Below are 22,078 nucleotides of genomic sequence, written 5' to 3'. Positions count from 1 at the left end.
TTATATTTTGGTTTTGTGAAGACTTTAGACTCAAGATGTGAGACAGAAGACTTAGGCGCTGCTTCCAAAGATATTCCGCCATGTCTTGAAGTCTTTTCATTAAAAAGAGAAACAATTTGGATACAGCATTACCACTCAGGCAGGTTCTTGGAAGGTCGCTTGGTAGGCTTCTTTTTGTTTTGCTGAATAAAGCGAAGCTCCGCCGCATTCATGGCATCAAGGATTTGGGAGGCCTGTTCTGGAGAAATGTTCATTTCCTTGAGCTTCTCGCGGAGTTGTTCCATTCTTTTTTCCCGATCGCTCAGGTCACTTTCGATGTCACTTGCCTCCTCGGATTCCTTCTCCTCTTGGGTTTTTTCGCCAGATTTATCTTCTTTCTTCTGGGATTCCGAAGCTTCATCTTCTTCGGTTTCCTCTTCGCCCTCTCCGTCTTTCTTTTCCTGGTTTTGCTGCTGCTGATCCTGTTGCTGTTGTTCCTCGTTCTTCTCCTCCTCGCTTTGTTCCTGTTCTTGTTCTTTAGGTTGGTCTTTTTGCTCAGGATTTTGCTGGAGCCACCTGCTCAGCAATTCATAATTGTATCGGGCGGACTCATTTTCTGGCATATGGATCAGCGACCATTTGAACGCGTCGAGGGCTTCCTCGTATTTCTTTTGTCCCGCGAGAATGGTTCCATTTTGGTTGAATGAGAAAGATGCGATTGTTTTGTCAGGGCTGCTGTAAAGTGATTGGTAAGTCCTTTGCGCGATGTCCAGCGAATCCGCATAATGATAACTCAAGGCCAGATTGAAATTGACATCTGACGTTGTCAATTCAAACTCATTGACCAATTTTAAATGGTTCTCGATGGAAGCCTTGTATTCGGCTTCGGCATAACTTCTCGACGCACTGCGGATCGCGGCGTTTTTCTTGCCCACGCTCGACCAGTCCGACAACATTGTCAGAAATGAAACCAAAATGATTCTAATCGTCAAGCTCATCATACCTTACACGTGCCTAGAGTTTGATGGTTTTTAGAGGCAGCATCAGATCGAGCATGGCTAAGGCCAAGGCTACCAATAGGAAATAGAAATATTTGTTGGCGGAGGCTTCTACCATGCGGGTGCCTGTCAAAGTTCCTTCTTGTCTTTCCAAAGCTGCGATCAAATCTGGTATCTCCTGCACTGCATCGCTGAGTTCGAAGTACGCACCTCCTGTTTGTGTGGCCACGTATTTGAGACTTTCTGTTTCAAGCCTTGAAATCGCAGGTTGATTGGTGTTTTTGTCGATTACTTTTCCATTACCCCTGGGAATCGTACTTCCCTGACTTGTACCGACACCAAGGGAAAATACCTTGATCCCTTGATCATTGAGATCGGGAATGATACTTTCATAGTTTTTTTCAAAATCCTCCCCGTCCGAGATCAATACAATTGACTTCGAATTGGGTTGGCTTGATGTTTCCTTGTTGAATTTATCCAAAGCCAATCCCAACGGCGCGGCAAGGTCTGTGCCTTGATTTGGAACCAAGCCGGTATTCAATCCGTCGATATGAAGCTGAAGGACATTTTGGTCAAAGGTCAAAGGACACTGCAAAAAGGCCTCGGAACTGAAAATGATCAAGCCCATCCGATCTCCTGCAAACTGCTTGACCAGATTCTTCAACTCAAACCGAATCCGCTGCAATCTACTCGGACCAATATCGGTGGCGTTCATGGATTGCGAAAGATCCACCGCAAGGTAGATATCCTTTCCTTCCTCTTTGATCTCCTTCATGGAAGTGCCGATCGAAGGTCCTGACAATGCAATCAGAAAAAGTATAAAATAACTCGTCCTCAAGACCAACTTGAAAACGAGTTGGCGCTTTTTGACCTTTAGCTTCTGGTTGATTTTATAAAACCGAAACAGGTAGATAAAGTACAAAACGCCAAAAAAAATGGCCAAATAACTAACTAGACTCACATCCGGATACGCCCAAATCATGGGCTGAAATTAAAAAATATTGACCAATTGCCAACGCATTAGAATTTAATGCGATAATTTTCAACACCCAATGCACTAATTCCGTTATCCGTTGGGAATTGCCGCCAACTTATGAAGTTTTTACTACCCAGTCTTCTGATTATCCTTTGCTTAGCGTTCAACTTTTCGATTGCCCAGGAGGCGAAATCCCTAACCGGGACTGTGATGGATGTGGAAGGAAATCTGCCCATGCCAGGCGCCAATGTTTATTGGGAATCCGACCCGCAAAAGGGCGTGGTGACCGATTTGAGTGGAAATTTCTCAATTGCTTTGGTGGAGTTGCCCGCCAAGCTGATCGTTTCCTTTATAGGGTTTGAACCTTCTATTCGGGTAATTACCACCAATGACTTGCAAAAGGAGTTGCGCTTTTTTCTAAAAGCTGAAGCGCTTTCGCTCGAAGAAATCATCATTCGTGGACGCAATCCCGAAGACAATATCAAAGGCATTGAATTGGGGAAATCCTCGGTGCCGATCGAGACAATCAAAAATATTCCGGCGCTCTTTGGTGAAGTCGATATTTTGCGGAGCCTCCAATTACTACCCGGCGTGCAAACTGCCGGCGAAGGGACGACCGGCTTGTTTGTGCGGGGTGGCTCTGCAGACCAAAACCTCATCCAATTGGACGGAGCGCCTGTATACAATCCATCGCATTTCTTCGGCTTTTTCTCTGTTTTCAGCCCCGATGCCTTATGCGGTGTCGAGTTTTACAAGGGAAATATCCCGGCAAACCTCGGGGGAAGAGTATCCTCCGTTGTAGATGTATCGCTCAGGGAGGGCAACTTCGAACAAATCCGTGGCGAGGGTGGAATCGGTTCCATCAGTTCACGGCTAACCGTAGACGGGCCGCTTTTCTCCGACAAATCCTCCTTCATCGTGTCCGGGAGAAGGACTTATGCGGATGCATTCCTGCGGCTTTCCAGCAATCCCGACATCAACCAAAACGACCTCTATTTCTATGATCTGAGTGGAAAGTTTACATTTAGGGCTGGTGAAAAGGATAAAATCTCATTTTCCTCTTACTATGGCTCAGACTTTTTGGGCATTTCGAGGCAGTTTGGCTTAGGCTGGAACAACTTCGTGACGGCCTTCAATTGGAACCGAAACATCAGCTCCAACAAATTCTTTGACCTGAATGCCTACCACAGCAAGTACCAATACCAAGTGCAATTCCAGGATCCGCAGGACGGTTTCAACTGGACCAGTAGGCTTTCGGAATCGGGCGTGCGTGCCGAGTGGACTTGGTTGGGCCCAAACAATTCTGTGTTAAAAACCGGCTATCAAGGTCAGATTTATCATTTCTCGCCCATCGTGTTGGAAACTGCACCGGAAAGTGATCTTGATGACCTTAATACAAACCCCAGCACGGGAGTTCAAAACAATCTTTTTGTCTCCGTTTCGGGGGATATCGGTCAGAAATTGATGGTCGAAGCAGGGTTGAGATTGGCCCTATACAACGAGATCGGGCAGGGTGTGATTTATACCTACGCAGGAGGTGTTCCCGACCGTGAAGCGGAGATTTTGGACACGCTGCGCTTTGACCGGTTCCAAAACATGAAGGGCTACCAAAGATTCGAACCGCGGATTTCCCTCCGGTATTTGATTTCTCCCAACCTTTCATTTAAATCAGCTTTCAACAGAAATCATCAGTTCGTACAGGTCGCTTCCAACAGTTCTGCGGGATTGCCGATTGATCGGTGGATTCCGGCGGGAACATATATTGAGCCGCTGCGGGGCGACCAAACGTCAGTTGGTTTTTTCCAAAACCTTGCCGAAGGCAAATGGGAAATATCGGTGGAAGGTTATTATAAAGACTTCCGTAACGTGGTTGACTTGCGTCAGGGCGCCAGCGTCTTGTTCAGTGACAATGTGGAAACGGAACTGCTATCAGGACAAGGATATGCGTACGGATTGGAGTTTTTGGTCCGAAAAAATATCGGCAAAACCACCGGTTGGCTTGGATATACTTACTCACGGACTTGGAGAAAAATCCCCGGCATCAGTCTCGACCAGTGGTACAATCCACGCTTCGATAGACCGCATGATGTCAATTTGGTGCTCAACCATGAGTTTTCGAAGCATTGGTCAGCCGCACTCACTTTCGTCTACACGACTGGCCAAGCCGTTACTTTCCCCATTGGGACCTATGAAGTGGACAGCCAGAAAATTCCACTGTACAATGACCTGCGGAATACAGACCGATTTCCAGACTACCACCGCATGGATGCATCCGTGACTTGGAAAGGAAAAGACAAAGGGAGAAAATGGCGTGGAAGCTGGAACTTCAGCGTCTACAACCTTTATGGCCGAAAGAATCCATTTACCTACCAGTTTACCGATATCATCAATGACGATTTCCGCTTTGACCAAGACTCGAGTGTCCCTGTAGAATCGGTACGTCCCGGAGTCGTCATGACTTACCTGTTTACTTTCTTGCCCGCCTTGACCTATAATTTCAAATTCTGATGCGTCGCCTGTTGCTTCCTCTGATTGCCATTGTTTCCTTCTCCTGCCAAGAAGAAGTGTTTTTGCCTCTGGAAAACACGGAGCCGATACCTGTCATTGAGGCCCTTTGGACCGACAATCCTTCTATCAACCAAGTCCGGGTCAGTTATTCGAAGGACTACTATGATACCGCAAGTTTCGAAGTGGAGGAAAATGCCCAAGTCAGCATCCGGAATCTGCGTACTGGCGGCCAGGTTAATTTCAGGTTCAACCAGGAAACCAAAAAATATGTCGCCGAACGAAATATTAGCGGGACTTTGGGCGAGTCCTATGAGCTCAGCGTGAAGATTGGGGAAAAGGAATACAGCAGTACGGGGACGATCCTTTTCCCTCCGTTGCTTGACAGCATTGTGTACAATTTCAGGGAGGAGCGTATCTTCCGGGAAGAGGGCTATTACCTAACGGTTTATGGGAAAATCCCCTTTGCCGATGACAACAACTACCGAATCCGCATGGTGAAAAATGATACGCTTCTCAACAGCCGTTTCGATTACCTGCTGTTTGACGACACTTTCGGTACTAATATACTCGACAACGGCTTTGAACTGAATGGATTTCCGTTCAAGAAAAATGACAAAGTTCGGCTTGAGCTATATCGCCTCAACCAAGACGCATTTGATTACCTTAATCAGCTCGTGGGGCTGCTTTTCAACGATGGAGGATTGTTTTCACCCCCACCTCAAAACCCGACCTCCAACATCAAAGTGAAGTCCGGCGGAGGCCAGGTTTTGGGTTATTTCATGGCAAGTCCATTCTTGTCGGAAACAATCATCATCGACCCAGGAGAAGCGGAAGAAGATGAATAGGGACCGAGAAATGGAACTCGACAAGAAAAGTAGCGGCAAAAAGTCGCATAAGATTGTTGTACTCGAAAAGGCCATAAAGGCAAACTGATATTCCAGAACGAATACTGCCCCTGCCAACTGAACACTAGCAATGATTCGTGTTCTTTGCACCTTAGCAGTCTTTGCGAGAAACCCCGCGTTACCCGAACACCACCTTAGCAAGCTTCAAGGCCTCCCGCAATTCCGACTTATTGACCTGCAACTGCTGGCCTTCTGATTCCAAAAAATCGATCAACTGCTCGGTGGCGACATTACCCACCAACTCGTCCTTGGCCATCGGGCAGCCTCCAAAACCCTTCAGCGCCCCATCAAACCTCTGGCAACCCGCCTCGAGTGCTGCCTTGATTTTCCCATGCATCTGCTCGGGTCGGGTATGCAGGTGCATTCCAAACTCTACATGCGGAAATGCCCCCGCCTGCACCCTATACAAATCCCGAATCAAATCCGACTCGGCAGTCCCGACCGTATCCGCAAAGGAAATGATCCGGATGTCCATCTGGTCCAGCCGCTGCACAAAATCCGCGACCAACTCCGGAGAATAAGCCTCCCCGTAGGGATTCCCAAAACCCATACTCAAGTATACGACCAAGGATTTGCCCTTGATCTGGCAGAGGTTTTGGATCTCATCGACGGTCTCCATCGCCTCAGCAATGGACTTGTTGGTATTGCGTTGCTGAAAAGTTTCGGAAAGGGAAAGCGGAAATCCCAAGTAGTCAATCTGTGGAAAAAGCAGCGCATCCTCGGCGCCGCGGACATTGGCCACGATGGCCAACAGCTTCGAATGGGTACCAAAAAGGTCCAATTGGTCCAAAACCTCGGCGGTATCGCGCATCTGGGGAATCGCCTTTGGGCTAACGAAGCTCCCAAAATCAATCGTGTCAAAACCCACATGCAGGAGTTGGTTGATGTAGGCGGCCTTGATGGCCGTATCAATAAATCCATGCAAACCCTGCATGGCATCCCGGGGACATTCGATGAGTTTGATCATGGCTTGAAATTAGGACTTTTTCTCCAAACCCACCCGAGCCCAAAAACCTGCTTGAAGACCAACAAGGGCTAGTTCACGATTTTGTTGAACCGGTCAATCTTACTGTTGACCAAGGAATCCATTTTTTGGGTAGACTTTTCAAGAAGGGAATCCATCCGGATGATCTTGTCTGTTTCAATATTGATCAATGAGTCGAGCGATTCCATTTTTTCGATTTCCCTGTTGACGAGGGAATCCAACTTATCTGCCTTTTCGGAGATAGATTGGATTTGGCCCTCCACTTTTTTTCCCAAATCATTGCAGGAAGCAAACATCAGCGAGGGAGCGAGGAACAGCAATGTGACGGATTTTTTCATAAAGAATAGCTTATGGATTTGATCTTTGTCACGTAGATCTCCCAAGGAAGTTTTGGGAAAATGCCCCGAAAACACCGATCCAAACCTTTATTCTTTTGATGGTGGGAAGCAGAAAAATTTATGGTTTTGAATTCAGCTGCCTTGCCACCTAATTCAAAGTCAATAGCATCTCGAAACGAAGACAGAAGATCGATGACCAAAAACGTTGCTTGTTGGAATTTTTGCAAGGATTGAGGTTTCAAAGGTCGGCGATACAAGCATTCTATTCCAGCCAACCCGCCAATCTGGTCCAAGACTTTCAAAAGTAAAATGCCAACGCAGCATGGTTACTTCTTCCAAAAATCGTCGATGAAAACCCTCAATCGAAACAAATCGATGCTGTTTTACCAATTTTTCAACTTTCAAATCTTCCAATCTAAAACACCTCCTTCGCAATCCTGTAAGTCGCGTCGGCCTTGCTCATCGTGTAGTAATGCAGGACGGGAACGCCGTGCTTTACGAGCTCTTTGCTCTGTTGGATCGCCCAACGGATACCCACTTCCTTGACCTCCGCGTTGGTTTTGCATTTCTCCAACTCGTCCATGAGCGCGTCGGGAAGGTCGAGGAAAAAGGTCCTCGGCAACATGCTGATCTGGCTGAGTGTCGTGATCGGCTTGATCCCCGGAATAATCGGGATATCGATTCCCATTTCCCGGACTTTCCTGGTGAAATCAAAAAACTTCTGGTTGTCAAAAAACATCTGCGTCACGATGTACTCGGCGCCCGCGTCCACTTTTTCCTTGAGGTATCTGAGATCGGACTTCAGGTTCGGCGCCTCGAAATGTTTCTCCGGATAGCCTGCAACCCCTACGCAAAAATCGGTATGGAAGCCCGTCTCCGTCTCCTCGTGCAGGTACCTGCCTTGGTTCATGCCCACGATCTGCTTCACAAGGTCTTTTGTATAAGCGTGCCCGTCAGGTTCGGGAATGAATTTTCCCTCGCTTTTGGGCGCGTCCCCCCTGAGGGCAAGGATGTTCTGCACGCCGATGAAGTTGAGGTCGATCAGGGCGTTTTCGGTTTCCTCCCTTGTAAATCCTCCACAAAGCAAATGCGGCACGGCCTCCACCTGAAAGCGGTTCATCAGCGCCGCACAGATACCAACTGTTCCCGGACGCTTTTTGGTACTGATCTTTTCCAAAAGTCCGTTCGGGTGCTTTTTATAAATGAACTCCTCCCTGTGATAGGTCACGTCCACAAAGGGCGGCTTGAATTCCATCAGCGGCTCGATGCCTTCGCAGAGCTCCTTGAGGCTTTGGCCTTTTAGTGGGGGGAGGATTTCGAAAGAAAACAGGGTTTTGGATGCCTGTTGGATATATTCGGTGATTTTCATGATCTATTTTTCTACAACTGATAAGGATGGGGAATAGCCCAAATTGGGGGAAAGGAGTCTTTCGGCATGGGCCTTGGTGATGCCCTTGCGACGGGCATAGTCCCTGACCTGATCCTCCCCTATTTTCCCCAGACCAAAATATTTGCTTTCGGGATGGGCAAAATAATAGCCGCTCACCGATGCCGTCGGATACATCGCAAAGCTATCCGTCAGCACGATGCCGGTGTTTTTCTCCACTTCCAACAACTCAAACAAGGTCTTCTTCTCCGAATGCTCCGGACAGGCAGGATACCCCGGTGCCGGACGGATGCCGATGTAGGATTCGCGGATCAAGTCATCGTTGGCGAGGTCCTCGTCGGGGGCATAACCCCACCACTCTTTGCGCACCATGGCATGCAGGTATTCGGCACCTGCCTCTGCGAATCGGTCCGCAAGCGCCTTGAGCATGATGTCGTGGTAGTCGTCGTGCTTTTCCTGGAACTCCTTCAGCTTGGTCTCGATCCCCCAGCCTGCCGTCACTGCAAAGAAGCCCATGAAGTCTATCTCCCCGGGATGGATGTAGTCCACCAAGGAGCGGTTGGGGACGCCCTTGCCCTTCTTCCCCTGTTGGCGGAGAAAATGGAACCTCTGCGCCGGCCGACCGTCGACCAATACCTGCACATCCTCGCCATCCCGCTGCACGGGATAGATGCCGACGATGGCCCGGGCCTGTATCCATTTTTCCCTGATGATGTCATCAAGCATCCGGTTGGCATCGGCGAAGAGCTTTTTGGCCTCATCCCCGACGACGGGATCTTCGAGGATTTTGGGGTATTTGCCCGAAAGCATCCAAGTGCTGAAAAATGGAGTCCAGTCGATATAGTTGCGCAAAACGGCCAAATCAAGGTCGTGCAGGACTTTCGTCCCCTGAAGGTTCGGAACCGTGGGACTGAAATGTTCCCAATCGATAAACACCGGATTGGCGACCGCCTCTTCGAAAGTGGCCATCTGCTTCACCTGTTGCTTGGCCTCGTGCTCTTCCCTGAGCTGCCTGTATGTTTCCTTGATCTCAAGACGGTAAGCTTCCCTTGTCTCCGAAGAAATCGCCTCTCCGGCAATCGGCACGGACTTCGAGGCGTCCGTCACATGGACCACCGTGCCAGAATAGACGGGGTCGATCTTGACGGCCGTATGGATCCTTGACGTCGTGGCTCCTCCTATCAGCAGGGGGATCTTCAGGCCCTGCCGCTCCATTTCAGAGGCGACATAGACCATCTCGTCCAGGGAAGGCGTGATCAATCCGCTGAGACCGATGATGTCCACTTTGTTCTTGATGGCCTCGTCGATGATCTTTTGCGCATCCACCATCACGCCGAGATCGATGATCTGGTAGCTGTTGCAGGCAAGGACGACACCAACGATGTTCTTGCCGATATCGTGTACGTCGCCCTTGACGGTGGCAAGCAGTATCCTCTTCAGGCTGCTTTGTTCCGTCGGCAGGCCGGTGTCAGCAGCCGTGGGCATGAAGGGTTCGAGGTAGGCGACGGCCTTCTTCATCACGCGGGCGGATTTGACGACCTGGGGCAAAAACATCTTCCCTTCCCCAAACAGGTCTCCGACGACGTTCATCCCGTCCATCAAGGGGCCCTCGATGACCTTTAGCGGGCTCTGGTACTTGAGTCTGGCTTCCTCTGTATCTTCAATGACATAATCGATGATTCCTTTTACCAAGGCATGCTCGATGCGCTTCTCCACGGTTTCGGTACGCCAAGCCTCGCTTTGGGCTTCCTTCTTCCCTGCGGATTTGACCGTCTCGGCAAACGACAGCAGTTGCTCCGTCGCATCTTCGGAGCGGTCGAAAAGAACATCCTCCACTTTTTGGAGGAGGTCCTTCGGGATATCGTCGTACACTTCCAGCATGGTTGGGTTGACGATGCCCATATCCATCCCGTGCCGGATCGCGTGGTAAAGGAATGCGGCGTGCATGGCCTCGCGGACCGGATCATTTCCCCGGAAAGAGAAACTCACGTTGCTGACGCCACCGCTCACTTTGGCGCCGGGGAGGTTCTGTTTGATCCATTGGGTTGCATGGAAAAAGTCCAGGGCGTTTTTCCTGTGCTCCTCCATCCCCGTGGCGACGGGGAAAATATTCGGGTCGAAGATGATGTCCTGTGGATTGAACCTGACCTGCTGGACAAGGATGTCGTAGCTCCTCTTGCAGATCTCAATCCTCCGCTGGTACGTATCTGCTTGGCCTTTTTCGTCAAAGGCCATCACGACCACCGCAGCGCCGAATTTCTTGATCGTCCTGGCCTGACGAATAAATTCCTCCTCGCCGTTCTTCAGGCTGATGGAGTTGACGATGCCCTTGCCTTGGACGCATTTCAATCCCTCGACGATGATCTCCCAACGGGAGGAATCGATCATGATGGGTATCCGGCTGATCTCGGGCTCTGAGGCAATCAGGTTGAGAAAGCGTCGCATCGCGGCGACGCCGTCGAGCATGCCTTCGTCCATACAGACGTCCAATATCTGCGCGCCGCCCCGCACTTGGTCCAAAGCCACCTCCAAGGCCTCGTCGTATTGGCCGTTGAGTATCAGGCGGGCAAACTTCTTGCTGCCCGTGACGTTGGTGCGCTCGCCGATGTTGACAAAGTTGATCTCGGGCGTGAAGACCAAAGGCTCCAAACCCGAAAGTTTCAAAGCTTGGGGGTTGTGTATCCTACTCATCTCCTGTCGCTGCCAGTTCTATGTGTCGTGGGGAATATTTTTGGGCGATCTTGGCGATCTCGGCAATGTGCGCCGGCGTGGTGCCGCAGCAGCCACCGAGGATATTGACGTGTCCTTCCTTGAGGAAATCCTCTATCTGTGCGGCCATTTCCAGGGCACCCTGGTCGTATTGCCCGAATTCGTTGGGAAGGCCGGCATTTGGATAAGCCGACACCAGGAAGGGAGCGTTTTCGGACAAAACCTTCAGGTAAGGCCTGAGTTCCTTTGCCCCAAGGGCGCAGTTCAACCCGACGCTGAAAAGCGGCACGTGGGATACCGAGATCAAAAACGCCTCGGTCGTCTGCCCGGACAGCGTCCTGCCTGAAGCATCCGTGATCGTACCCGAAATCATGATGGGAATGCCCCCCTCTTCGGGATTCAGGGGGATATTCCGCTCCTCAAAAACCTCCTGAATTGCGAAAAGTGTGGCTTTTGCGTTCAGCGTGTCGATGATGGTTTCTGCTAACAAAATATCCACGCCTCCGTCCAGCAAGCCCTCCACCTGTTCCTTGAATGCCGATGCCAATTGGTCAAAGGTAACTGCCCGAAAACCGGGGTCATTGAGATCGGGAGAGATCGAGGCAGTCTTATTGGTCGGACCAATCGCACCCGCGACAAACCTGGGTTTATCCGGATTTTTAGCGGTGAATTCATCCGCCACTTCCCTTGCGATTTTGGCAGACTGGAAATTGATCGCGTAGGCGAGATGCTGCGTCCCATAGTCCTCCTGCGCGATCGAGGTCCCGCTGAAGGTATTGGTTTCGATGATATCCGCGCCGACTTCCAGATAGGCCCGGTGGATATCCTTGATGACATCCGGTCTGGAGAGCGAAAGCAGGTCGTTGTTGCCCTTTAGCGGCTTGGGGTGGTTTGCGAGTTCGGGGGTCCTAAAGTCCTTTTCCTCCAAATGGTAACGCTGGATCATGGTACCCATGGCACCATCGAGGATCAGGATTTTTGATTTGGAAAGCCGCAGCAGCAGTTCGGTTCTGTTCATCTTCTTGATTTTAAAAACTTACGCGAGGAAGAACCGGAAGAAAAACAAACTCATTCCGCTCATCTATTTCCGGCATCTCCGGAAGGGGAATTAGCACCTTGGTTTCAGGTTGCTAAGACGTCGCAGGGCCCATCCCTCGGTCTTTCTCGATAAGCAAGCCCAAATGTAAAGCCTATTCACGGATTTTGATAATTTTTTGACAAAATCTTGTCCGCTTTGTTAGTTCGCTATGGATAAGGCCTGTTTGTTGAAAATTTGAAAACCGATAGTGAAATCTGTCAACTGATTGACCTTTTTGTTTTCCGAAAAACAGTCTATCTTCAAAATCACATCTAAATCCAGAATACTATGAAATCATTCTTGCTTGCAGCCTTCCTCCTACTCACTTTCTCCTGTGTAAAACCTGCCGAAAAAAAGGCGGAAGCGACAGAGTCAGCACCTGCCGCGGCTTGGGATGCAGAGCAAAAAGTCCGGGAACTGGGCCTAGCCTTGCCAGAAGCTTCGGCACCCGTAGCCAATTACGTCAATGCAGTGAGGGTCGGAAACCTGCTGTTTTTGGCAGGAAAAGGCCCAAATCTCCCCGAAGGTGGATTTGTGACCGGCAAACTCGGGACGGATCTCAGCGTGGAACAAGGCCGGGAAGCCGCGCGCCTTGTTGGGATACAGCAACTCGCCGTGTTGAAAGCCGAACTGGGTGACCTCAACAAAGTCAAGCGGATCGTCAAAGTGCTTGGCTTGGTCAACAGTGCCGCTGACTTTACCCAACAGCCACAGGTTGTGAATGGCTTTTCAGACCTGATGGTGGAGGTTTTCGGAGAAAAAGGTAAACATGCACGCTCGGCGGTCGGCACCAACTCCCTGCCGATGAATATTGCGGTCGAAGTGGAATTGATTGTGGAGATCGAGGACTAGGGCCGAAACCCGAGACTGAATTGAAGATAGGGATTGGCCATATACTTGCTCATGGACAAATCCCCCAACCGATACCTTGCTAGGGGCAGTTCATAGCCTCCGTGTAAACCAAGAATGACGCGGCTTTTATTGATTGAAATGGGAATTCCGTAGGCAATGTATACCTCAGGCTTTGCCATCAGTCCACCGTTTTTCATCATGCCGTCGTGTTTTGGTTCTTCAAACAACAGTGGGAAATCAGGTTTGAAATTATCGGTCAGCGTGTACCGGATATTTCCATAACCCAATCCCGCCAAGCCCCCCATTTCCAGATTCTTTTGTTCAAAAAACTTCAAGCCTGCATTGGCGTAAATCCGAAGGCTGTTCAGCGTCTGGGTTTTGGACTCATTGGCATCTCCAGAAAGGCCAAGGTTGTAAAAATCCATCCCATACAGGAAGCCTTTGGTTTCCCCCAAAATCTTCAAGCCCCAGTTGTTTGGCCGACCTTCGAATGGCCTAAGTCCGTTTTCTTCCAAAACCGTGTTTAATTCATCTGGCCTTGTGAAATGCTGGCCATATACCAAGTGTGCACCCAAAGAAGCATCGCGGTAGAAGAAGTTTTGGTCTGGCAGTGTGATTCCTGCCCCGATTCTGAGGAAAGGGCCGCTTTGAGCTGCGTTGAACCGGATGCCATTCATTTTCCAGGAATCTTCGAACGGGCTGAATGAATAGCCAAACCTTGCCAACAACTCAAACGCCTCTTCCCTGCCGGGTATGGGAAGGTCATAGCTCATTTGGAACCCAATCTCGGTCAAAAATCCCGTCATGTGCCAAGTCCCTTTATGGAGATTTCCTTCCCGCAGGATAAACCCTTGGGCCGGATTGTCCATCAGTGCCTGGAATGTCTCGGGTTCGGCATTGGGCAGCATCTGGAAATTGAGGAAACCTGAGCCAATCGACATGTAATGGATCAATTGAAATCGTCCCTCCTCCGTAAAGGAGAATCCAACATTCAAATAAAACCGGGTGCTGTTGTAGTCGATCTCATACCCATCGAAATTGGATTTGGGACCGTGGTTTTGAAACAATTCCAACCCGACAACAAAGTCATTGAAACGATACAGGTATCCAAAACTCAGGTTGGAATAGCCGTTGCGCATGGGAGAAAGCCCCTTGGAGGCAAGCATGTTGTTGAATTCGCGCAGGTTGGCACCTGTCCGACCATAGGTCATGTACATAGTCGTCCTATTGGTTTGGCTGGATTGACCAAACAGGAAAATGGGGACAACCATTAACATCGCCAAGAATACAAACTTCCTCATCGTGCTGATATTCGACCCAAAAATAATACGCGTTTTCAAAACACGATTGCCATTGGACACATTAGCCCTGTAGGTATTTGATGATTTTGGTGTAAAGATGGTCAGGGTTGAAGGGTTTGCTGATGTAATCATTCATGCCAACTTCCTCGAGGTGCTCTTTGACTTCGATCAGGGAAGACGCGGTGAGCGCGATTATTGGAACCTGGTTTTTCTTAGGATCTTTCAATTTTCTGATATACTCAGCCACTTGGAATCCATCTTTTTCTGGCATCTGCAAGTCGAGCAAGATGATGTTGAAATCCTGTTTTGAAAAAGCCTCAATCGCCTCGTTTCCGTCATTGGCAATCACGACCTGATGGACTCCCCACTTGGTGAGGAATTTCTTGATCATGATTTGGTTGACGATATTGTCCTCTGCGATCAGGATATTGGCATCTTGAAGGATTCGAAGGCCTTCGGTATTTCCTTGCGGACTGACTTTTTCATCTGTACTGGGTCTTGCAAATGTGATTGTAAACGTGAATCTAGTACCGCCTTCCTGCCTCCTGTACGCTTTGATATCGGAACCAAAAAGCTGCACAAGACGGCGAACGATCGCGAGTCCCAGTCCCGTACCTCCGTATTTGCGGGTAGTGGCTGCACTTGCCTGTGTAAATGCCTCAAACACCAAATCCAATTTTTCTTCGGGAATACCGATTCCCGTGTCCTCAAAATCGAACCTGACCGAAACCCGATCTTTTTTCTCACCGACATTGCTTAGTTTGATGCGGATGTAGCCTTTTTCGGTAAACTTGACCGCATTGGAAACCAAATTGTTCACGACCTGACCAAGACGTACTGGATCTCCAAGCAGGCTTTTTGGGATAGCCGGATCGATCTCAAAGATCACGTCCAAAGCCTTTTCCCTAGCCTGGTATGAATAAGAATGGAGAATCCGCTGGAATACGTTTTCAAGTTCAAAGCTTACTTTTTCCAGTTCGACCTTACCAGAGTCGATTTTGGTATAGTCCAAAATATCGTTGATCAATCCCAACAGATTCTCCGCTGAGAACTGGAGGGTTTTCAAATTCTCCAATTGGTCAGGGCGGGGATTATCCTCGATTAACAAATGCGCCATGCCGATCACCGCATTCATCGGCGTACGGATTTCATGGCTCATGATGGATAGAAACTGGGATTTGATCGTCGATGCTTGCTCAGCCCTTTCCTTTGCGAGAAGCAGTTCCCGCTGTGCCTCTTTCAGTTTGGTGATATCCCGCGCAATGCCGGTGTAATAAAGACCTTTGCCTTCGTCATCGGATACAAGTTTTCCATTAGAACTAAATATCCTGTATTCGCCGTTGAGGTGCCGTAGCCTGAATTCGAGGTATTGGTTGTATTTGAAGAAGTCAGATCCCTGCTTCATTTCCTGTGACATCACGGCCAAATCTTCCGGATGGAGAAATTCGGTAAGTGCTCTGGAAAGCACGTCTTCGGGTTTGTAGCCCAAAAACTGCCTTACGTTTGGTGAAATGTAGGTGAACTTCATGTTCATCCCCAGTGAGAAAATGATCTCTGTAGATTCCTCGACGAGTCTTCGGTATTTCTCCTCGTTTTTCCTTAAGTCTTCCTTTGCCTGGAATTCCTCGTTGATGTCGCGCAAAATGCCCAAAGCATATTCCACCTCGCCGTCATACGTTATTGGTTTGACAGTGATTTCATAAACACGCTTTTTGAAGATGATGTGCTTCTGCTGGATTTCGTTTTTGAGAAGGGCCTTGATGACGACAGGCTGGATTTCGTTTAGGTTTCTCCTGTGTACCTCCGCCAAGGTTTTCCCTTCAAAATCTGCTGCGGTCATTCCCCAATCGGCGAAATTTGTGCCCTGCGCCACAATATACCTCAAGTCACGGTCAATCAGGAAAATACTTGTGCCGGGGATATTGGAGGCCAACACCCGGTAGCGCTCCTCGCTTCGTAGGACTTTCTCCCGGCTGTTTTTTCGCTCCGTGATGTCCTGTATAATCCCTTCGTGGGAAATGATATTGCCGTTTTCGTCGAGCGTTTCCACGCTTTTGTCCTCGACCCAGCGGTAGCTGCCGTCACTTTTGAGGAATCTGTATTCGCCCGAGTATGCTGGCACACCTGCTTTCGATTTTTTTGCAAAATGAAAATCCAGCAAATTCCGCGCATCATCGGGATGGATCAATTCCAAGATCGATTTCTTGGATTGAACCAATTCGGAGGCATTGTAGCCAAACTGGCGTATGTTGTCCGTGATGTAGAGAATCTGGAAGTCATGATTGGGATCCACGGTGAAAAGGATCGCGGGACTGTTTTCCACGATCATTTGCGCCTTCTTGGCCAAGGCTTCCTGCTTGACCTGAAGACTCAGGTTCCTCAACACGAAGGAATACCCAATTTTGACTTTCTCGTCATTGAGGAACGGCTGGACCGAAACTTCATGAGGCTCAAAACCAGTCCCTGAAATGCTGATTTCGACCATTTCACGAATACTCGCCTCAGCAGCCAAATCTTTGACCCTTGATACAAAGCATCCATTTTCCGCAGCCTTGAACTCAAACAAGTCGTCAAATTTCTCCTCAAGTACTTGATCTTCCCGCAGTTTACATTCCCGCAAACCAGAGTTGTTAACATAAATGATTCTCAAATTGGAATCCGTCACAAAGATCGGGTCGTTGACCTGCGCGAGGATTTGGGACTGGAGTTTGAGGTAATTTTCAGCGTCCTTTTTGTGCGTGACATCGGAACAGTAGCCAAATACCTCTACCTTGTCGGTATCCGAAATCGGTCTCACCTGGATCGTATAGCTGATAAACTTGAGCCTACCGCTCTTGGGTTTGATCTCAAACTCGCCTGCCGTCGTGCTTTTCCTCCTTACCGCGTGGCGGAGATTTTGGAGGAAAGACTTTCTGTTCCTTTTATCGATAGCCTGCAAAAACCCCGCTACCGTATCGGAATAGAGGTTTTCGTCAAACTCAAATATCTTTTTTAGACCCGCGGAAAAAAAGATCCGCTTTTGGGAGTTGCTGAAGCGCCATGAGCCTGATTTTGCCAATATTTCGGTTGATGCCAACAGGTTCTCATTCCGTTCCAGTCTTTTTTTGATCGCACGGTTGATGAAACTCCCCGCGTAAATATCCCCCAATTGCCGCAGTACAAACTCGTCTTTCTCGTTCCAGTCGCGCCTGCTCCTTACCGCATCCATTCCAAAAAATCCGATCAGCTTGTTTTCAGAAAATATCGGAATCAAAACGAACGACTGGATGCCCTGCTCCTGATAGATCTTCTTTTCGATTTCAAACTCATCCGGCATCAAGTCCACATCGGGTACGACCAAAATCTGACCGCCTTTCATCGCTTCCAGGGTTAAATTTTGATCAGTGATCGGAATATGCTTCAAATACTCAATTTGGGGTTCGATTCCCTCAGCGGTCCATTCATACACATTCTCAATCTCACCGATGGCTTCATGGACGAGAAAAATATACGCCCTATCCGCATCCTCAAACTCGCCGAGCATCTTCAAAGAAGATCGGAATACCTGGTCGACCTGATCGTATCCGGCATTGACAAATTTGGCAGAAATCCTGTTGATCAGGTTCTCGAGCTCGTAGCGTTTTTGAAGGGATTTCTTCGCATACCAATACTCGGTAATGTCACGGGCACTGAACAATATTCCATCCACCAAAGGGTCATCCAGCAGGTTTCTGCTGTAACTTTCGATAAAAACCCGCTTTCCGCTCGGTGTGTTGATCCAGAAATTGATGTTGACCTCTTCCTTCGAGCTGAAGACTTCACGCACATCTCCTTCTTCCACTTCGATGACGCGCTGCTTTACAAAATCGAGGTAAGATTTGCCGATGATATTCGCCGGATTGACGCCGAGTTTCTCGATTACGGCTGAACTGATGAATTTATAAATGCCATTTCTGTCGAGAATCGCCAGCATATCGTGGCTGTACCTCAGCACATTCGCGATAAACCTGAAATCCTCCTGATTTTGCGCGCCCGACTCCTTTCCCAATATCTGCTGATTCAACTTCTCCACCACCGAATAATTTGCTGTTCCTTTGGCGGCGCAAATCCTCTTTTTACCCGGATTTGGAAAGTCTGTAAATGACCACAGATAAGTAACTTCCCCCTGTGACTTGTGCAGCAGAGTCGATTTAAAATCCCTTTTGGGCAAAATCCCTTCGCTAAAATAACGCTCGATCTGATGACGGATATCTGGACTGGTAAAGAAATCGGTCCATTTTGTCCCCTGTATTTCGATATTTTCTTTGAAATATCGATTGAAAAACAACTCCCCCTCCTCCGAAAATACGATGAGAGGGGCTTGGATATCATTCAAAAATGCCCGGAAATCCAATTTTTCGATAAGACTCATGGAAGAAGGATAGAAACACGTGCAAATGTAGGAGGCAACGTATATCTTGTGAGATGAATAAGTTCCAAAGTAAAATTTACGTGTTCAATTTTAATCAATAATTCCACAAAATCAATTATGACCAATAAATTTAAATTGGCTGCATTCCTGTGGCTTTTGGCCATCGGATTTGCTTTTGGCCAAGATAAACCCGCATTAAAGCCCATTTCCTGGAAAGATATCCCAAGCTGGAAATCCATTTCCACGTTTTCTGTCCAAATGTCTGCTGACGGTACGTGGATGGCTTATGGGATGCTTCCTGTCGAGGGCGATGGGGATTTGATCGTGCAAAAAGCCGCGGAGCCGGAAAGCAAAAAAACCTATCCAATCGGATCGACCAACTTTCCCTCATTCGCATTTTCGGAAAACAGCAAATGGATCGCCTTTAAGGAGTATCCAAAAGACAAAGAAAAAAAGGCCGCTGCCAAGACCGGCGGAAAAGGACTCAGCGAAAAACTCGTCTTGATCGACCTCGGAGCGGACAAAAAGACCGTTTTTGAAAAGGTGACAGGATATTCTTTCAATGGCAAGTCTGCCACCCACCTCGCTATGCAACTCAGCAAAGAGGGAAACAACGGCGACGCCAAGGGTTCCGACCTGCTCTTGGTGAACCTTGCGACCGGAAAAAGACAAAACATCGGAAACGTACAGGAATTTGCCTTCAACAAGGGCGGGGAATACCTCGCCTATACGATCGACGCCGCCAATAAATCGGGCAACGGGATTTACCTCTTCCACGTGCCAAGCGGAACCACCAAACTGGTCGATTCCGATACGGCCACCTATCGTTCCTTGAATTGGACTGAAAAAGGAGAGGCTTTGGCTTTGTTGAAAATGGTAAAGGACAAGACCTACAAACAAGATCACGGGAAAGTACTTGGTATCAAAAATCTGGGAAATCCAGAGTTGAGCATTTTTGATCCAAAAATGGATTCAGTTAATTTCCCCAAAAACCTGACCATCAGCCCCAACCGCAGACCAATGTGGTCGGAGGATTTGACACGCTTGTTTTTTGGTGTCCATATCTTGGAAAAAGAGAAGAAAGAACCCCCAAAACCAGTACAAGCGCCAGTCAACAAAGATTCGATAGACAGAATCAAGCTTGAAAAAATCAAAGCAGACACCACGATAAAATCCATCACCGACCTACAAAAAGCTATCGCCAAACTGGACACCACCAAATCGCCTGCATCGGAGCGCAAAAATGACCTACCGAAACCCGATATGGCGATTTGGCATTGGCAGGATAGCCGGCTGCAATCCAGGCAGCAGGTCATGGAAAACCAAGACAAAAACTATAGCATGTGGTGGATGTACGATGTGCGCACTGCCAAGCCAATCCAATTGCAGGACAGCAGCGTGCGGGAACTGAACATCATGCCAAAGGAAAAATGGGCTCTCGGTCTGGATATGCAGGAGTATGAACTGGATATCAACTTAGATGGACAAAATTATCGCGACATCTATGCCGTAAACCTCCAAACAGGTGAAAGGAAACTGCTTTTCAAGAAGTTTTACCTCCCTTCGTTTGCCTCTTATCCCCGCCCGTCGAACGACGGCACCAGATTCCTATATGGGCTGGATGGGCATTTTTATGTGTATGATATCGCATCAGGCACTTCCAAGAATATCACGGAAGCGATACCAACGACTTTCATCGAAACTGAGGATGATCATAATGTGACCAAACCCATGGTCAATCCGCTCGGCTGGAGCAGTGATGACAAGTATATCCTTCTCCGTGACGAATGGGATATCTGGCAGATACCCATGGGTCCAAAGGAGAAAGCAACTAACCTGACCCAAAACGGAAGAAAAGAAAAAATCCGGTATCAATTCCGCTACAATTTGGATCCTGAGGACAAGGGAATCGACCTTAAAAAAGGACTATATGTACGAATGTACGGTGAGTTTACCAAGAAAAGTGGCTTGGCCAGAATTGAGCCCGGTAAATTAGGCTTGATAGCGGGGCCAAAAGTCCTCCTATGGGAAGATACCAATATCGGCTCGCTGGGCAAGGCAAAAAATGCGGATGTCTTCTATTTCACAAGGGAGAAATTCAACGAACCGACCAATTTCTACATCACCAATTCATCACTAGCGAACCCAAAGAAGGTCACCGAAAATGCTCCTGATTTTGGAAAATATAGCTGGTCATCAGGGACTCGCTTGGTCGATTACATCTCGGAAAAAGGAGACACGCTCCAGGCTGCCCTTTTTCTGCCAGCGGGATATGTTGAAGGTAAAAAATATCCGACAGTGATATACTATTATGAAAAACTCTCACAGACCCTTCACAATTACTCCAATCCAGGATTCAGTGGGACAGGCTGGAACCCAGGCGTCTACACAAGCAATGGCTATGCAGTCCTCATTCCTGACATCGTATACCAACTGGACGACCCCGGAATGTCGGCTGTTTGGTGCGTCCTTCCTGCTGTCAAGGAAGCCCTGAAAACAGGCGTGATAGATGAAAACAAAATGGGGCTTCATGGACATTCTTGGGGTGGATACCAGACTTCGTTCCTGATCACACAAACGACACAATTCAAAGCCGCAGCGGCAGGCGCTCCGCTGACTAACATGATCTCGATGTATGATCTGATCTACTGGAACTCAGGAAGTGGCAACATGTCCATATTCGAAGCTTCCCAAGGACGATTCAGGGGAGGGCCTTGGGAAAACTGGGATTCCTACCAGCGAAATTCACCTGTGTACTTTGTGAAAAATGTCCAAACCCCTCTCCTGATGCTGCACAACGACAAGGACGGGGCAGTAGATTTTACCCAAGGAATCGAATACTATAATGCGCTCCGCCGCCTAAAGAAACCAGTCATCATGGTTCAATACAAGGGTGAAAACCACGGTTTGTCCAAAATCGAAAACCGAAAAGACTACAGTATTAGGATGATGGAGTTTTTCGACTACCATCTCAAGGGTGAAAAGCCCGCAGACTGGATTGTGTCCGGAATCGAGAAACTCAAATTGGAAGAGCATTTGGATGGCCGTGTCTTTTGATCAAAAAGGTTCTTAATTCAATTTCTACCTAAGAATGAAAAAATCTAAAATTGTGTAATTATTAGAAAAAACAATCTTATTCCATTTTTTGGCTCGAAAAAATACCCAATATTGGTTATTTTTTCGAGCCTTTATTTTGCATAAGTTTGATTCAGTCGGTTAGGGAAATTCCGATCTGTGTTTAAGTTCTATAAGGGTAATATCCCCCACAAAGGTCTCCGTAGTAACGGAGACTTTTTTATTTCATTAGTTTCGAACCGAACCATCGAGATCTTTCAGAATCAGGTAAAAAAAAAAAGGCCTGTCTCCAGGCCTTTTCGCGAGTTTCAAATTCTTAGTTTGTCGCTGTAGTGTCAGCAGCCGCGGCAGCAGTATCAACAGCTGCAGGTGCTTCTTCAACGACAGGAGCAACCTCCTCAACAGGAGCTGCTTCAGTTTCTACTTCTTCAGTAGTTTTGTTGCCACAAGACACCATAAAGGCAGAAGCGGCAAACATCATCGCTACGATAGCTTTTTTCATAATGATAATTATTTGTTTGTCAATTACTTTGCAAAAGTACGGATAAATAATCATTCAAACGGCAAATTTTGTGAAATATTTTTAACGGAATTTAA

14 protein-coding genes and 1 riboswitch are annotated in these 22,078 nt (G+C 48.1%); of the genes, 4 read left to right on the top strand and 10 right to left on the bottom strand.

Translation table 11 applies throughout. The features are described 5' to 3' along the window. Positions 1-128: 128 nt before the first annotated feature. Together C943_RS01675 and C943_RS01670 are read right to left on the bottom strand one after the other, a co-directional pair. A complete protein-coding gene (locus C943_RS01675) occupies positions 129-980 on the bottom strand; it encodes a hypothetical protein (protein ID WP_157198392.1) in 852 nt (283 codons plus the stop codon). 13 nt (positions 981-993) lie between these two features. Next, positions 994-1,959: a vWA domain-containing protein gene (locus tag C943_RS01670; RefSeq protein ID WP_008623619.1), complete on the bottom strand. Its 966-nt coding sequence runs from the start codon at positions 1,957-1,959 to the stop codon at positions 994-996. A gap of 111 nt (positions 1,960-2,070) precedes the next feature. On the opposite strand from C943_RS01670, the gene C943_RS01665 reads away from it, so the two are divergent. Next, on the top strand, positions 2,071-4,461 hold the full coding sequence (locus C943_RS01665) for a TonB-dependent receptor (RefSeq protein ID WP_008623618.1): 2,391 nt from the start codon (positions 2,071-2,073) through the stop codon (positions 4,459-4,461). Then, complete coding sequence (locus C943_RS01660; RefSeq protein WP_008623617.1) at positions 4,461-5,306, top strand: DUF4249 family protein; 846 nt, start codon at positions 4,461-4,463, stop codon at positions 5,304-5,306. The genes C943_RS01665 and C943_RS01660 overlap by 1 nt, the downstream gene beginning before the upstream one ends. A 178-nt stretch (positions 5,307-5,484) precedes the next feature. Here C943_RS01660 and C943_RS01655 read toward each other — a convergent pair whose 3' ends face one another. The 5 genes from C943_RS01655 to C943_RS01630 form a co-directional block, all read right to left on the bottom strand. Further along, complete coding sequence (locus C943_RS01655; protein WP_008623616.1) at positions 5,485-6,333, bottom strand: hydroxymethylglutaryl-CoA lyase; 849 nt, start codon at positions 6,331-6,333, stop codon at positions 5,485-5,487. A 68-nt stretch (positions 6,334-6,401) separates the two neighbouring features. Beyond that, positions 6,402-6,689: a Rossmann-fold NAD(P)-binding domain-containing protein gene (locus C943_RS01650; protein ID WP_040478629.1), complete on the bottom strand. Its 288-nt coding sequence runs from the start codon at positions 6,687-6,689 to the stop codon at positions 6,402-6,404. 415 nt (positions 6,690-7,104) lie between these two features. Next, complete coding sequence (gene metF / locus C943_RS01640) at positions 7,105-8,058, bottom strand: methylenetetrahydrofolate reductase [NAD(P)H] (RefSeq protein ID WP_008623612.1); 954 nt, start codon at positions 8,056-8,058, stop codon at positions 7,105-7,107. Positions 8,059-8,061: 3 nt separating this feature from the next. Continuing rightward, positions 8,062-10,767 (bottom strand): methionine synthase, encoded by a 2,706-nt coding sequence (metH, locus tag C943_RS01635; protein WP_040478624.1) that lies wholly within the window; start codon positions 10,765-10,767, stop codon positions 8,062-8,064. Continuing rightward, the gene (locus C943_RS01630) at positions 10,760-11,803 is read right to left on the bottom strand and encodes a homocysteine S-methyltransferase family protein (RefSeq protein ID WP_040478621.1); all 1,044 of its coding nucleotides are present in this window, start codon (positions 11,801-11,803) and stop codon (positions 10,760-10,762) included. Before C943_RS01630 ends, metH begins: the two co-directional genes overlap by 8 nt. Positions 11,804-11,859: 56 nt before the next feature. Beyond that, positions 11,860-11,959, bottom strand: a riboswitch (SAM riboswitch). A 192-nt stretch (positions 11,960-12,151) separates the two neighbouring features. Here C943_RS01630 and C943_RS01625 point away from each other — a divergent pair. Further along, positions 12,152-12,715, top strand: a complete 564-nt coding sequence (locus C943_RS01625) for a RidA family protein (protein ID WP_008623611.1) — start codon at positions 12,152-12,154, stop codon at positions 12,713-12,715. Here C943_RS01625 and C943_RS01620 read toward each other — a convergent pair. Both C943_RS01620 and C943_RS01615 read right to left on the bottom strand, forming a co-directional pair. Continuing rightward, entirely contained in the window at positions 12,712-14,016 is a 1,305-nt protein-coding gene (locus C943_RS01620; RefSeq protein WP_008623610.1) for a hypothetical protein, read from the bottom strand. The genes C943_RS01625 and C943_RS01620 overlap by 4 nt on opposite strands. Positions 14,017-14,077: 61 nt before the next feature. Further along, a complete protein-coding gene (locus tag C943_RS01615) occupies positions 14,078-18,406 on the bottom strand; it encodes a PAS domain S-box protein (protein WP_008623609.1) in 4,329 nt (1,442 codons plus the stop codon). A 117-nt stretch (positions 18,407-18,523) separates the two neighbouring features. On the opposite strand from C943_RS01615, the gene C943_RS01610 reads away from it, so the two are divergent. After that, positions 18,524-21,463 carry a S9 family peptidase gene (locus C943_RS01610; protein ID WP_040478616.1) on the top strand — a complete coding sequence of 980 codons (2,940 nt, stop codon included), beginning with the start codon at positions 18,524-18,526 and terminating at the stop codon, positions 21,461-21,463. A gap of 334 nt (positions 21,464-21,797) precedes the next feature. Here C943_RS01610 and C943_RS01605 read toward each other — a convergent pair whose 3' ends face one another. Beyond that, on the bottom strand, positions 21,798-22,037 hold the full coding sequence (locus tag C943_RS01605; protein WP_211208853.1) for a hypothetical protein: 240 nt from the start codon (positions 22,035-22,037) through the stop codon (positions 21,798-21,800). Between the last annotated feature and the right edge of the window lie 41 nt (positions 22,038-22,078).

The organism is Mariniradius saccharolyticus AK6 (genome assembly GCF_000330725.2).
Classification (GTDB): Bacteria; Bacteroidota; Bacteroidia; order Cytophagales; family Cyclobacteriaceae; genus Mariniradius; species Mariniradius saccharolyticus.
The sequence above is the reverse complement of the archived record's forward strand: the minus strand, read 5'-3'. Positions and strand labels throughout refer to the sequence as shown.